This is a genomic window from Gilliamella sp. LMG 34361 (assembly GCF_984569075.1).
In genome coordinates, this window is sequence record NZ_OZ474903.1 from 2,872,148 (window position 1) to 2,886,409 (window position 14,262).

At 33.9% G+C, this 14,262-nt stretch carries 12 protein-coding genes and 1 pseudogene; all 13 read right to left on the bottom strand.

Going from position 1 to position 14,262, the window contains the following annotated elements; translation table 11 throughout:
* Nucleotides 1–59: 59 nt before the first annotated feature.
* Nucleotides 60–1,112 (bottom strand): undecaprenyldiphospho-muramoylpentapeptide beta-N-acetylglucosaminyltransferase, encoded by a 1,053-nt coding sequence (gene murG, locus AC5LXI_RS13375; protein ID WP_493442784.1) that lies wholly within the window; start codon nt 1,110–1,112, stop codon nt 60–62.
* Nucleotides 1,109–2,263 (bottom strand): cell division protein FtsW, encoded by a 1,155-nt coding sequence (gene ftsW, locus AC5LXI_RS13380; protein ID WP_493442785.1) that lies wholly within the window; start codon nt 2,261–2,263, stop codon nt 1,109–1,111. The genes murG and ftsW overlap by 4 nt, the downstream gene beginning before the upstream one ends.
* A complete protein-coding gene (gene murD, locus AC5LXI_RS13385; protein ID WP_493442786.1) occupies nt 2,260–3,591 on the bottom strand; it encodes a UDP-N-acetylmuramoyl-L-alanine--D-glutamate ligase in 1,332 nt (443 codons plus the stop codon). The genes ftsW and murD overlap by 4 nt, the downstream gene beginning before the upstream one ends.
* Nucleotides 3,592–3,616: 25 nt before the next feature.
* Nucleotides 3,617–4,699 (bottom strand): phospho-N-acetylmuramoyl-pentapeptide-transferase, encoded by a 1,083-nt coding sequence (gene mraY / locus AC5LXI_RS13390; protein WP_493442787.1) that lies wholly within the window; start codon nt 4,697–4,699, stop codon nt 3,617–3,619.
* 5 nt (nt 4,700–4,704) lie between these two features.
* Nucleotides 4,705–6,069 carry a UDP-N-acetylmuramoyl-tripeptide--D-alanyl-D-alanine ligase gene (gene murF, locus AC5LXI_RS13395; RefSeq protein WP_493442788.1) on the bottom strand — a complete coding sequence of 455 codons (1,365 nt, stop codon included), beginning with the start codon at nt 6,067–6,069 and terminating at the stop codon, nt 4,705–4,707.
* Nucleotides 6,066–7,613, bottom strand: coding sequence for a UDP-N-acetylmuramoyl-L-alanyl-D-glutamate--2,6-diaminopimelate ligase (murE, locus tag AC5LXI_RS13400; protein ID WP_493442789.1), 1,548 nt, complete (start codon nt 7,611–7,613; stop codon nt 6,066–6,068). The genes murF and murE overlap by 4 nt, the downstream gene beginning before the upstream one ends.
* Before the next feature lie 13 nt (nt 7,614–7,626).
* Nucleotides 7,627–9,405: a peptidoglycan glycosyltransferase FtsI gene (ftsI, locus tag AC5LXI_RS13405; RefSeq protein WP_493442790.1), complete on the bottom strand. Its 1,779-nt coding sequence runs from the start codon at nt 9,403–9,405 to the stop codon at nt 7,627–7,629.
* Complete coding sequence (gene ftsL / locus AC5LXI_RS13410; RefSeq protein WP_493442791.1) at nt 9,405–9,779, bottom strand: cell division protein FtsL; 375 nt, start codon at nt 9,777–9,779, stop codon at nt 9,405–9,407. Before ftsL ends, ftsI begins: the two co-directional genes overlap by 1 nt.
* The gene (gene rsmH, locus AC5LXI_RS13415; RefSeq protein WP_493442792.1) at nt 9,772–10,707 is read right to left on the bottom strand and encodes a 16S rRNA (cytosine(1402)-N(4))-methyltransferase RsmH; all 936 of its coding nucleotides are present in this window, start codon (nt 10,705–10,707) and stop codon (nt 9,772–9,774) included. The genes ftsL and rsmH overlap by 8 nt, the downstream gene beginning before the upstream one ends.
* Before the next feature lie 15 nt (nt 10,708–10,722).
* Nucleotides 10,723–11,122 (bottom strand): annotated as a pseudogene (gene mraZ, locus AC5LXI_RS13420) (division/cell wall cluster transcriptional repressor MraZ).
* A 376-nt stretch (nt 11,123–11,498) separates the two neighbouring features.
* Nucleotides 11,499–12,197: a 6-phosphogluconolactonase gene (gene pgl, locus AC5LXI_RS13425; protein ID WP_493442793.1), complete on the bottom strand. Its 699-nt coding sequence runs from the start codon at nt 12,195–12,197 to the stop codon at nt 11,499–11,501.
* 13 nt (nt 12,198–12,210) lie between these two features.
* Nucleotides 12,211–13,671 (bottom strand): glucose-6-phosphate dehydrogenase, encoded by a 1,461-nt coding sequence (gene zwf / locus AC5LXI_RS13430; RefSeq protein ID WP_493442794.1) that lies wholly within the window; start codon nt 13,669–13,671, stop codon nt 12,211–12,213.
* Between the two features lie 190 nt (nt 13,672–13,861).
* Complete coding sequence (gene rplY, locus AC5LXI_RS13435) at nt 13,862–14,146, bottom strand: 50S ribosomal protein L25 (RefSeq protein WP_493442795.1); 285 nt, start codon at nt 14,144–14,146, stop codon at nt 13,862–13,864.
* Between the last annotated feature and the right edge of the window lie 116 nt (nt 14,147–14,262).

Below are 14,262 nucleotides of genomic sequence, written 5' to 3' on the forward strand. Positions count from 1 at the left end.
TTCATTTTTGATCTCAAAAAATCTAAAAAAATAATTATTTAAAATTATAAATAAATTTGCTATTTTACCATCGAAATCAGTGTTTCTGCCACTCTTTCTGTCGAATTTATAATTGATAAACTTTTCGCTTTTACAGCCATTTCAACTAAATCTTCTCGACTTAAGTTTGAAAGTGATTGATATAATGAATTAACATTAAAATCTTGCTGTTCAATAATCTTAGCAGCATCGATATCAGCTAAAGATTTTGCATTCCAAAATTGCTGACGATCTTTATGCATAAATGGCACGAAAATAGCTCCAATTCCAACAACTTCTATTTCACTTACTGTTAGCGCACCGCTTCGACAAATTACTATATCAGCCCAACTATAGGCGTCTTTAACATCAGTAATAAATTCCGTCACTTGGTTATTTGTCATGTCGCAATTCTGATAGGATTTAATTACATCATCTAACATTCCTTTACCAGTCTGATGCCAAACAACAAAATTATTAGACAATTTTGAAATCACTTGAGGCACAATAGTATTGATTACTTTAGCCCCTTGACTCCCACCCATAACTAATATTCGAATTGGACCTTGCCTATTTTTAAATCTTTTACTGGGTTCTTCAATCGTTAATAAATCGCTTCGAACAGGGTTTCCAACTACTTCAGCGTTTGGAAATGCTGTTGGAAAAGCTTGTAAAACTTTAGTCGCAATTTTAGCCAAATATTTGTTAGTTAATCCTGCAATACCATTTTGTTCATGTAAAACAACAGGAATACCCAAACTTTTAGCGGCTATTCCACCGGGTCCTGAAACATATCCACCCATACCTAAAACGACATCAGGACGATAAGCTTTTAAGATTTTTCTAGCTTGTAAAACGGCTTTTAATATTTTATAAGGCGCTTTTAATAAAGCCATTTTACCCTTTCCACGTAGACCTGATATTTGGATAAAATCAATTTCGATTCCATTTTCAGGTACTAGGTGTGCTTCCATACGATCAGCAGTTCCTAACCATCTTACTTGCCAACCTTGTTTCATTAAATGATGAGCAACAGCAATCCCAGGAAATACATGTCCACCAGTGCCACCCGCCATAACTAATAACTTTTTCATTTTTTAATTGACCTTACTCTTGCTTGAGCTTGTTGTTGCCTAAACTCAAAATCTATTCTTAATAATATTGCAACAGCAATACTCATTACAATAAGGCTTGAACCTCCATAACTGATAAATGGCAAGGTTAAACCTTTGGTAGGTAACATACCAGATGTTACGCCAACATTGACAAAAGTCTGAAAACCAAACCAAATGCCAATTTCACACGCTAAATAACCTGAAAATTGAGAACCTTGATTTAATGCTCGATATCCGATTGCTAATGCTTTGAAAGTTAGAAAGAAAAGCAAAGCCAATAAAGCAACAACCCCGACATATCCATACTCCTCCGAAATAATTGAGAAAATAAAATCAGTATGACATTCGGGTAGATAACGTAATTTGAAAATAGAGTTACCAATCCCTTGCCCAGTTACACCACCATTACCAATAGCCATTAATGATGCAACTAACTGATAACCAGCGCCTGTGGCATCCTGCCATGGATCAAGGAATGTCATTAAACGAGTTAAACGATAAGACTCATATAAAATAAGGCAAACAACTGCACCAACCCCTGTTAGTAAAATTGCAATAAATTGCCATAATTGAGCGCCAGCAATAAATAAGATACCAATTGTTACCATAAATAATACAATCACGGTACCTAGGTCAGGTTGTTTAAGTAACAGAATTGACAAAACAGCCATAACGACCATAGGTTTAAAAAAACCCCAAAATCCACTTTGAACTTCCTCTGACTTACGCGCTAAGTAACCAGCTAAAAATAAGAATAAAGATAACTTAGAAAGCTCTGCTGGCTGAAAGTTAAAAACCCCCAATGGAATCCAACGCGATGCACCATTAATTGAAGAACCAATTCCTAAAACTACTATCAACATAATAATTGAAATGATTAATAAAACTGATCCAAATTGTTGCCAACGTTGCATAGGAATATATAAAGTGATACACATCAAAAATAGGGACATCCCAATTTGGATTAACTCACGTTGGGTATAAAAGAAAGGATCATTTTCGCTAAATGCCATGGATGAGGATGTCACCATAATTAAGCCAAATATCATTAAACCAATCACCGTCCATAGCAATTGGTTATCAAACGGTATATTTGGATTAACTTGTTTTCTTATCCCAAAGAGCGTCATTTTTCACCTCGCTGAGTATATTGCTTAGCAAGTTGTGCAAAAAGATTACCGCGTTCAATATAGTTTTTGAATTGATCTAAGCTGGCACAAGCCGGCGAAAGTAACACAACATCTTTTGGTGCCACTTTTTTAGCTATACATTCAATAGATTCAGACATTGTTTCTGTAATGGTTGTGAGGTCAGGAACTAAATTAGCAAGTAAATCCCGATCTCGACCAAAGCAGAAAACTTCAATATTTCTTTCTTTTAAATAAGGGATCAAGGATGAAAAGTCTGCTGATTTTCCATCTCCTCCTAACAATAGAAATAGTTTTCCATTACATATAACACTGTTTAATGCAGCTTCTGTGCTACCTACATTTGTTGCTTTAGAATCATTAATCCATTTCACATCATTACTTTCAAATACTAATTCAAAGCGATGAGGTAAACCTTGAAAATTAGCAATGGTTTTTAAACTTGAATCTCGCGCAATTTTCAAATTATCGGCAATAGCTAATGCCGATAAAGCATTTAGATAATTATGACAGCCGATTAATTTCATTGATTTAGTCGATAAAACCGGCTGATTTTGCGCGATTAGATGTTCACATTTCGCATCTAAATGATAATCACCCTCCTTCATTCCAAATGAGACACAGTGACGATTATTAGTTGGTATAGTTAATTTATCATCATGATTAATTACACAACATTTGGCATTATGATAAATGCGTTGCTTAGCTGCTGTATATTGCATTAATCCAAGAGGATAACGATCCATATGGTCTTGAGAAATATTCAAAATCGTCGCCACTGAAGCTTGTAAGCTTGATGTCGTTTCTAATTGAAAACTCGATAATTCAAGCACATAAACATCATAATCTTGTTTCAATAGCGATAAAGCAGGTTCACCAATATTGCCACCAACACCAACTTTTAATCCAGCTGATTTGACGATATCACCAACCAAGGTAGTGACAGTCGTTTTTCCATTGGCACCAGTAATAGCAATAACTTCTTTATTTTTTTGTTGATTTACCTCTCGGCAAAAAAGCTCAATATCACCAATAATCTCAATACCTTTTTCGCTCGCTTTTTTCAACTCAGGTGTTGATAAGGCGATACCCGGACTTGCAACAATTAGATCAGCTTGAAATAGCCAATCTACATCAAAATTACCTAAATGATAAATAACACGATCATCTAATTGATCTAATCCAGACGGCGACAAACGAGTATCAATTACTTTCGGAATAACATTCTGAGCAAGGAAATAGTCAACACAGGAAAGCCCTGTAATACCTAATCCGATAATAACAATTTTTTTACCTTGATAGTCAACCATAACTCAATCCCGCTCTATTTTTTAATTAACGTAATTTCAAGGTTAATAAACCTATTACCACTAACATTAATGATATAATCCAAAAACGAACTATGACTCTTGGTTCAGGCCAACCTTTTAACTCATAATGATGATGAATTGGTGCCATTTTGAAAATTCGTTTACCTCTTAATTTAAATGAACCTACTTGTAAGATAACAGATAATGTCTCAATAACAAAAATGCCACCCATCACTAATAATAAAAACTCTTGTCTTAGTAGTACTGAGATAATTCCGAATACGCCACCTAAAGCTAATGAACCAACATCCCCCATAAAAACCATCGCAGGATAGGTGTTAAACCATAGGAAACCGAGACCAGCACCAATAATTGCCGTACAAAATATCATCAGTTCACCACTAAATTTAATATACGGAATATGTAAATATCCAGCTAAATTAACATTACCTGTCGCCCAAGCAACAAGAGCAAAACCAGCAGCAACAAATACAGTCGGCATAATTGCAAGCCCATCTAAGCCGTCAGTTAGATTTACTGCATTACCCGCACCGACGATAACTACATAAGTTAGTAAAATGAACCATAAACCTAGTTGCGGCATAACATCTTTAAAAAATGGAACAACCAATACGGTAATTGAACTGTCTTTGCCATATGCATAAAGACCAAAAGCCACAATTAGTGCAATAACTGACTGCCAAAAATATTTCCATCTAGCAATTAAACCCGCAGTATTTTTGCGTATCACTTTTAAATAATCATCAGCAAAACCAATGATGCCGTAGCCAATTAAAACAAATAATGTTATCCATACATAAGGATTACGTAGATCTGCCCATAGAAAAACAGAAACTGTAATGGAAGCTAATATAAGCGTTCCTCCCATTGTTGGTGTTCCTTTTTTACTTAAATGAGATTCTGGACCATCGTGGCGTATAACTTGACCAATTTGTAATTTTTGCAGCCAATCAATTACTTTTTGCCCCATAATTAACGAAATCGTCAATGATGTTAATAATGCAAGAATAGCCCTCACTGTTAAATAAGAAATAACATTAAAAAAAGTAAAATATTTAACTAAATATTCTGATATCCACACCAACATAATTTTTAATCCTGACCTGTTTTTAATTGAATTTCTGCGATTAGTTCTTCCATTTTTGCACTACGTGAACCTTTAACTAACATAGTTAAGCTTTGATGTTGACGTAGTAACGTTAACAAATATTCCACTGCTTTTTGTTTATTAACAAAATGATGACCAACACCACTAAACTGGCTAATCAATTCGCTTAAATTACCAACACTAACAACACAATCAATTTTTTGTTTTTTAACTAATTGACCTATTTGCTGATGATAACTTTTTGCCTCACATCCCAACTCTGCCATATCACCAACGACTAAAACTCGATATCCTGGTTGAGTTGCTAAAACATGAATAGCGGCCGACATTGAACCAACATTGGCATTATATGAGTCATCCCAAATTAATTGGGTTTGATTTAATCTAATTGGGTAAAGCCGACCTTTTACTGATTTAGATGTTGCTAACCCTTTCTCAACATGCGTTAAACTTGCACCGACTGATATTGCTAAAGCTGATGCTGCGATTGAATTAGATATATTGTGTTCGCCAACTAACGGTAAAGTAATTTCACACTCACCAATTGGTGTATGTAATGTGAAAATAGTCTTATCCATAATTTTTATATTACTAGCATAAAAATCAGCAGAAGAATTATGTATTGAAAAGGTCCAAACCATCTTATTTTTCAAATTATCTAGCCACTTATAAGAAAAATTATCTAAATTAATAATTGCGATTCCATCTTCTACCAACCCTTCAAAAATTTCACCTTTAGCTGTTGCGACACCTTCAAGTGATCCGAAACCTTCAATATGAGCTAAAGCAATATTATTAATTAGTGCACTGTTTGGCCTAACTAAGCGAGTAGTATAGGCAATTTCACCAATATGATTTGCACCTAACTCAATGACGGCAAATTTATCTTGTTTAGTTAATCTTAATAATGTCAATGGAACACCAATATCATTATTAAAATTACCTTGAGTATAAAGTGTTTCACCACACAACTGTAAAATAGTAGCAGTCATTTCTTTTACTGAGGTTTTGCCTGATGAGCCTGTTAATGCGACAATTTTAGCCGAACTTTGATTTCGTACAAATGCAGCAAGTTGACCTAATGCTAAGTGGGTATCCTTTACTATTATTTGAGGAATATCTTCATCAAGTTTATGGTCAACAAGTACTGCGCTAGCACCGTCTTCAATAGCTTGTTTAGCAAATAAATGACCATCAAATTTATCACCCACTAATGCAATAAATAGTGATTGATTTGTAATTTTACGTGAATCTGTACAAATTTCATCAATAGTTAAGCTCTCATCTTGAATATGATAAGCGTTACCATTAACTATTTTTTCAATTTGCTTAATAACTAAAGGGATCATGATTGATTCTCTACTCCCAAAATCTGTTTTACTGTTTCTTGATCTGAATAGTGATGTTTGGTTTTACCAACGATTTGATAATCTTCATGTCCTTTTCCTGCAATTAAAATCACATCATTAGGTTTAGCTTGAGTAAGGGTTTTAGTGATAGCTTCAACTCTATCAGTAATAACTTGCGTATTTTTGAAGTCAGTTAATCCCTTCTCTATATCATGAATAATTTTCATTTCATCTTCAGTACGTGGATTATCATTTGTTAATACAATTTTATCGGCAAATTGTTCGGCAACTTCGGCCATTAATGGTCTTTTACCTGTATCTCTATCGCCTCCACAACCAAAAATCACCCATAAATTGCCTTTGCAATGAATACGGCTAGCTTGTAATGCTTTTTGTAATGCATCTGGGGTATGTGCATAATCAATAATGACTGTTGGACTATTTTTTATATGTATAACTTCCATACGGCCACAAATTGGCTTAAGATACGATGCCATATTGACTACCGCAAAAAATGGATAATCAAGTGTCAGTAAAGTTGCTATTGCTAACAGTACATTTGATACATTAAATTCACCTAATAATCGGCTATGGATAATGGCATTACCCCAGCTTGATTCCATATGAATTTGGGCGCCTTTATCATGATATTCAATCATTGACACACCTACATAGGGTTTATCCAAGGTTTTCAAACGTCTCAATGATTTAGGTTGACATGACACAGTCGTAACATTTGATAATTTATTAATCCAACGTCGTCCATAAGCATCATCATAATTAACAATTGATTTACCTGAACTCGCTACTTGCTTTTCTTTTTCATCACAACTAAATAATGACCATTTTGCCTTAGCATACCTATTCATGGTTTTGTGGTAGTCAAGATGATCTCGGCTTAGATTAGTAAAAACTGTTGCAGCACAATGTAATTCTTTCACTCTATTCATCGATAAACCATGAGAAGAAATTTCCATTGCCACAACTTGAACGCGTTTTGCCACAAAATCAGCTAGATATGACTGTAATTCAACAGAAGATAAAGTTGTATTTACCGATGGTTCAAGATGATTGTAAATACCATTACCGATTGTGCCTAACAATGCGGCTTTTTTATTTAACAATATTGCACATTGTGCAATCAATTGTGTAACTGTCGTTTTACCATTAGTCCCTGTTACTCCAATTACAGATAAATGTTTAGAAGGAGAGTGATAAAAATCGGCTGCAATTTTAGATAATTTTTGAGAAAGTTGAAACACATTTATTTGTGGAATAACTTTCTTATCTTTTTGTTTCAAATAATTGATTTTCAAATCATTTGCTTTTCTATTTGTTTCAGTTAAAACTAAAGTAGCACCTGACGCAATAGCTTGAGGGATAAAATCTCTACCATTAACGGTATATCCTTTAATAGCAATAAACACATCATCTTTTTTTACTTTTCGACTATCGATTATTAAGCGATTAAGAGGAAAATCATCTACTACTAGTTTATTCCCACCTAATAATTTATATAAAGTTTTAAACGTACTTGTTGCCATTATTTATCACCTACTAATATACAATCATTTGGCCATCAACTTGGCGGTCTGGTTTTACATTCATGGTTCTAAGAACTCCTCCCATAATTCGGCTAAAAACAGGAGCGGAAACAGAGCCACCATAATATTGCCCAGCTTTTGGATTATCGATAACTACAACCAATGAATATTTAGGCTCAGTTGCTGGTGCAATACCTGCGGTATAAGCCAAATATTGATTAACATAACGTCCACCAGATAGTTTTTTAGCAGTACCCGTTTTAACAGCTACACTATATCCAGGAACCGAAGCTTTAGTACCACCACCAGTTACAGCAACCGCTTCCATCAATTTCACAACCGTTTTAGCTGTTTTTTCAGCTACTACGCGTTTACCTTCTACTGGCTCAGTAATTTTCAATATTGATACCGGTCGATAAATACCATAACTGCCAATAGTTGCATAAGCTCTAGCTAACTGTAGTGGGGTAACACTTAATCCATAACCAAAAGAAAACGTCGCCCGTTCTATATCAGCCCATTTTCTTGTTCTATCAGCCGCAATAGAACCACTCACTTCCCCACCTAAACCAAGTTCTGTTGGTTGTCCTAATCCAAAACGGCTGTAAAATTCAACAAGATCACTTGCTTGCATTTGTAACGCTAACTTACTCACACCGACGTTACTTGATTTTTCTAAAATACCAGCTAAATTGAGCGCTTTTTGATAAGATACATCTTTAATTTCATAACGATTTACCAGAAAAGGTCTAGTATCAATAATCGTATTTAAATCAGCTATCTTTTTTTCTAATGCAGCCATAACAACTAAAGGTTTAACTGTTGAGCCTGGTTCAAATGCATCCGTAACGGCTCGATTTCGTAACAAATTATAATCAATTGAAGATCGATTATTCGGGTTATAGGATGGACTAGTAGCCATTGCTAATATTTCACCAGTATGAACATCAATCAAAACAGCTGTACCACTATCAGCTTTATTAAATTCAACAGCTTGGCTAAGTTCACTATAAACAAGAGATTGCAAACGTTCATCAATACTCAATGTTAAATCAGAGGCAACTTCACTTTCGGTTCTTTCTAATTCTTCTATAACTCTACCTATCCGATCTCGCCTAACAACACGTTGTCCTGATTCACCTAGCAACCATTTATTAAAACTTTTTTCAATACCTTCAGAACCTTTTTCTATACCATTTTCATCAATATCAGTTAAACCAATTAATTGTGCTATATTTTCAGTAGCCGGATAATAACGTTTAGACGTTTTTGCAAACGATATTCCTGGTAATTTTAATTGTTTTAAATAATCCGATATGGTTGGTGTAATTTGTTTAGATAAATAAACAAAACGCATCGACGGATTACTCAATTTTTGTTCTAATGTCGATATAGGAATATTTAATGTTTTCGCTAATCCTTGCCAACGAATATCATTGGCATCAACACCACCTTTTTGCACAACTATTTTGGGATCGGCCCAAACATCATACATCGGTACGCTAACAGCTAGTGCTCTACCATTACGATCTGTAATCATAGCACGTGGAGCACTCATTTCTTGATGACGAATTGATCGTTTATTAGCTTCAGCAATTAACTTATCAGGTTCTATTATCTGTAAAATAGCCAAGCGTACGAGTAAACTAATAATGGCTAAAAGAATTAAACCATAAACAAAAAAAAATCGAGTTCGGGTATAAACTTGTTTTTTACTATTGAGTTTATTCCCTTTATTCAAACTAGTAATTTGTTTTACATTATTTTTTTTAGTTATATTAGTAAACTTCATTATTTACTCTTTATCACAATAACGGTTTCATTTTGCGGTGTCACATACGACATGCCTAATTGGTTTGTAGCTTTATTTTCAACACGTTTTGGATCAGCAAGTACATTTTCTTCAATAACTAAATTACGCCATTCACTTTCTAAAACATCTTGTTCGAGTAATAGTTGTTCACGTTCAAATAATTGTTTACGGACTTGCTGGGTTATAACTAATACAGCTCCAGCTGAAATAATTATAAGAACCAATAGCAATAATGAAATTTTTTGATGGCCAAGCAAGTCACTAAGGATTAATCCAAATAAACTTTTGCTCGATCTTTTTTGATTGTGTATATCTACACTTGTTCTTTGATAAATTTCATTGTTACTATTCATTTTTCCTTTCTGCTATCCTTAATATCGCGCTACGTGAACGCGGGTTACCATGTATTTCATCATTACTCGGCTTAATTTTGCCAAGTGATTTTAATTTAGCATTACCATATTGTTTAATTTGTTGTTCTGTTAATGGTAACCCTGCAGGTAAATCTGGACCTTTACTTTGTTTATTAATAAATTGTTTTACAATTCTATCTTCTAAAGAATGAAAACTAATCACAGCAAGTCTTCCTTGGTCAGCAAGGATTGACAAACTACTATTTAAGGCTTGTTCGACTTCCTCAAGTTCGCTATTTATATAAATCCGAATTGCTTGAAATGAGCGAGTTGCTGGGTGTTTATTTTTATCTTTTTTTGGTGTTACTTTCTCAATTAAATTCGCTAATTCTAAAGTACGAGTAATTGGTGAAACTTTATTTTCTTCCACAATTGCTCGAGCTATCCGTTTAGCAAACTTTTCTTCACCGAAAGTTTTTAAAACCCATGCGATATCATTTTCATTACTATTTAGTAACCACTCATTTGCAGTTAAACCTTTATGATTATTCATACGCATATCAAGTGGCCCATCTCGCATAAAAGAAAATCCTCTTTGCGCATCATCTAATTGAGGCGATGAAACACCCAAGTCTAATAAGAACCCATTAATATTACCCAATAATCCTAAATCATTAACATATTGGTAAACATTCGAAAATTCTCCTCGAATAAAAGTAAACCTAGGGTCAGTTATCTGAAGTGCAGCCTGCTCGGCTCGTTCATCACGATCAATTGCAATTAGTTTCCCTTGCTCTCCTAATTGCTCAAGAATTAAACGAGAATGACCACCACGTCCAAAAGTGCCATCAATATAAAAACCGTTTTTTTTTACATTTAATGCAGCCACAGCTTCATTTAACAAAACAGTGTTATGTTGATAATCCATATTTGTTTACTCTTATTAAATTGTTAGACTTTTTAAATTTTCTGATAAGTTTTCAACATCTGTTGCTAATGCTGCAATATCATCACTAATTTGTTGATACCAAATTGCTTCATCCCAAATCTCAAATTTATTAGATTGGCCCACAAACATAATGTTTTTCTAGTTTTGCAAAAGTACGTGAAATTGCTGGAAGTAAAATGCGTCCTGCATTATCTAAATTACATTCCGTTGCATAACCTAATAATAGTTTTTTTAATTCTTTGTTCTACTTCAATAACTGTTGATAATGCCGATAGCTGTAATTCAATCTTTTGCCATTCAGCCATTGAATAAAGTGTTAAAAAAGATGATGTAAACCAATTGTACAAACTAAATCATGAAACAAAAATTCACGATAGCGAGTAAGAATTACTATTCACCCTTTGCTATCCAAATTGGATTGAAATTGCACCAATAAACATGAAATCACCGTAATTATTATTGTTTTTAAATTACTAAAAAATCGATTTATTAATTAAAACCTTTTTTTTCCACTTGACCCCCATTTTTTACCACAAAAATTACTAAAATAATAGTTATTTAATCAATTAATTTCTAACAATTCCAAAAATTAATACAACATATAAGTATATACTAACAAATATAGCAAAGTGATAAAAAATATAAAACAGAATTGTTAATAGTAATTATTAGATATTGAATTTTAATTTATTAATAAAAATTAGTATATAAGTACTAATACAAAACTGAAGATGATAACTTTGCCCGTTTAGCGGGCAAAGTTGAGTTAGTTAAGATGCGGTCCAAAAACCAATTACATCAACTTTATTTTGCTGCAAAATTGCACGAATTGGCATTTGATTAATATCATTCCCTCTTTCTGCTTGTTCGAGTACTTGCATTTTGCTTTCTCCAACTAAATGCAAATAGATATTTTGACTATCTAAAATAGTCGGTAATGTTAAGGTAATACGGTCAAGCGGTGCTGTTAATGGTGTCATACCGACAACTTTTTGACCAGATTTCATATCTAAACCTGCCATTAAATTAGCCGCACCAGGGAAAAGCGAAGCTGTATGACCATCTTCTCCCATCCCCAAAATTAACACATCAAAGGGCATAGGAATCTTATTTAATATTTTGTCTGTAATTTCTGCTCCATCAAATGGATTGTCACAACTATTCTTTAAACCAACAAACTTAGCCAATTTAGCTTTATTTTGTAGTAAATACGTTAATACTAATTTCTCATTACTTGCATCATCCGTATCATCCACCCATCTATCGTCAACTAATGTGATAAAAACATTATGCCAATCCAAATCTTGTTGACTGAGTAGTTTAAATAATGGAATAGGGGTTTTCCCACCTGATACAGCAATAGAAGCATGTCCTTTTTTATCAATAGCTTTTTTCAATTCATTGATAATATGAGTAGCTAAATCTTCAATTAATGATTGACTATTTGGGTATTTATTTAATGTAAACATTTTAATAATTCCTCTATTCAAATTCATGCCATGAGTGACCATCTTTAGTGATCAATGCAACAGAAGCTACAGGGCCCCAAGTACCAGCAGGATAAGTTTTTGGTGATTCATTATCTGAATTCCACGCACTAATAATTGAATCAACCCATTTCCAAGCTGCCTCAACTTCATCTCGATGAACAAATAATGCTTGTCGTCCTCGCATCACTTCAAGTAACAAACGCTCATATGCATCTGCACTCTGTTGATGAAAAGTTTCATTAAAACTTAAATCTAACTTAGTCGTTTGTAAATTATGCATACTATCTAATCCCGGCACCTTGTTTAAAATTTCAATATCCAGGCCTTCATCTGGTTGTAGGCGGATAGTTAATTTATTCTGAGGTAATTGAGAATAAGACTCACTAAATAAATTCAGAGGTAAAGATTTAAAGTAAACTACGACTTCAGAACACTTACTTGGTAAGCGTTTTCCAGTTCGTAAATAAAAAGGCACACCAGCCCAACGCCAATTATCAATATCAACACGAATAGCAACAAATGTTTCAGTATTACTTTGCTTATTTGCACCATCTTCTTCTAAATAACCAGGTACATTAATGCCATTAACAAATCCAGTAGTATATTGACCTCTAACAACTTTTTCGCGGATATTTGCTTTATTAATTGAACGTAAAGCATTAAGTACAGCTACTTTTTCTCTACGTAAGCTATTATCTTCAAGATTTGCAGGTGGCGACATGGCTATCATCGTCAGAATTTGTAATAAATGATTCTGCACCATATCACGCATTTGACCAGCTTTATCAAAATATCCCCAACGTCCTTCAATTCCAACTTGTTCTGCAACTGTGATTTCAACATGATCGATTGAATTTCTATTCCAAAGTGAAGCAAACACAGGGTTAGCAAAACGAAGGGCGAGTAAATTTAATACTGACTCTTTTCCTAAATAATGGTCGATACGATAAACTTGTGATTCATTGAAATACTTTGCAACCGAATCATTAATTTCTTTTGATGATTGTAGATCAAAACCTAATGGTTTTTCCATTACGATTCTGTTTTGAGCTTGATTTAAACCTGCTTCAGCCAACCCTTGACAAATCGTACCAAATGCATTGGGATGCATCGCAAAATAAAAAATGGCAGGATGTGACTTTTCAAGCTTATCTTTTAATGAATTAAAACCAACTATGTCATTTACATCTAATTTGTGAAAGTTAAGCCGTTGGCTAAGTCGTTGCCAAATATGTTCATCTAATGGTTCTGGTATAAATGTGGTTAACGCATCTTTTGCAACTTCCGTGTAAGCCGCTTGATCCCAATCAGCACGACCTACACCTAAAATTTTTGTCTGCTCTGGCAACTTTCCATATTTTTCTAATTGATATAGAGACGGTAAAAGTTTGCGCCTTGTTAAATCCCCTTTAGCGCCGAAAATAACTAAATCGCAAGCTGGGATATCAGACATAGGGCTCTCCTAAAATGGTGTAATCTACAATTTATTTTATTATTGTTTGATTATCAGTATACATCAAGTTAATAGAATAAATCATAACAATAGATATTTATCATTTTTAGACTATAATAAAAAATAAAAGGTCACCATTTTGGTGACCTTTTATTTGAAGATGGTGTTGAATAGTTTTCAACAAAAGTCGTTATGCGCGAACAAAATCCATGTGAACTAATTTTGGTTTAAATGGATGACGTTGTACTGCTTGGACTTTAACTTTAACTGCTTTACCGTCAATATCAATAGTTAATAATTCAGAATAAAATTCTGGTTTTTCTTGCATATTGAAAACTTGGTTGTGATCTAACACAATAGAAATTGCAGGTTCTGTTCCACCATAAACAATTGCTGGGAACTGACCAGCGTGACGCAGGCGGCGGCTCGCACCCTTACCATGCTCTTTTCTAACTTCTGCTTTTAATGTAAACATATCGATTTCTCTTATTTATTTCAAATAAAAAACCAATTACAGGCGACCCAGTAGTTGGCTATAAAATTAGTGCTTTAAAAAGCGCTAGGGATTATAAAGTGTTATGCTAGTAAACG

What these genes read in the sequence shown, in the direction of transcription:
- murG (WP_493442784.1), bottom strand. Translation starts at nt 1,112, where the DNA reads ATGAAAAAGTTATTAGTTATGGCGGGTGGCACTGGTGGACATGTATTT.
- ftsW (WP_493442785.1), bottom strand. Translation starts at nt 2,263, where the DNA reads ATGACGCTCTTTGGGATAAGAAAACAAGTTAATCCAAATATACCGTTT.
- murD (WP_493442786.1), bottom strand. Translation starts at nt 3,591, where the DNA reads ATGGTTGACTATCAAGGTAAAAAAATTGTTATTATCGGATTAGGTATT.
- mraY (WP_493442787.1), bottom strand. Translation starts at nt 4,699, where the DNA reads ATGTTGGTGTGGATATCAGAATATTTAGTTAAATATTTTACTTTTTTT.
- murF (WP_493442788.1), bottom strand. Translation starts at nt 6,069, where the DNA reads ATGATCCCTTTAGTTATTAAGCAAATTGAAAAAATAGTTAATGGTAAC.
- murE (WP_493442789.1), bottom strand. Translation starts at nt 7,613, where the DNA reads ATGGCAACAAGTACGTTTAAAACTTTATATAAATTATTAGGTGGGAAT.
- ftsI (WP_493442790.1), bottom strand. Translation starts at nt 9,405, where the DNA reads ATGAAGTTTACTAATATAACTAAAAAAAATAATGTAAAACAAATTACT.
- ftsL (WP_493442791.1), bottom strand. Translation starts at nt 9,779, where the DNA reads ATGAATAGTAACAATGAAATTTATCAAAGAACAAGTGTAGATATACAC.
- rsmH (WP_493442792.1), bottom strand. Translation starts at nt 10,707, where the DNA reads ATGGATTATCAACATAACACTGTTTTGTTAAATGAAGCTGTGGCTGCA.
- pgl (WP_493442793.1), bottom strand. Translation starts at nt 12,197, where the DNA reads ATGTTTACATTAAATAAATACCCAAATAGTCAATCATTAATTGAAGAT.
- zwf (WP_493442794.1), bottom strand. Translation starts at nt 13,671, where the DNA reads ATGTCTGATATCCCAGCTTGCGATTTAGTTATTTTCGGCGCTAAAGGG.
- rplY (WP_493442795.1), bottom strand. Translation starts at nt 14,146, where the DNA reads ATGTTTACATTAAAAGCAGAAGTTAGAAAAGAGCATGGTAAGGGTGCG.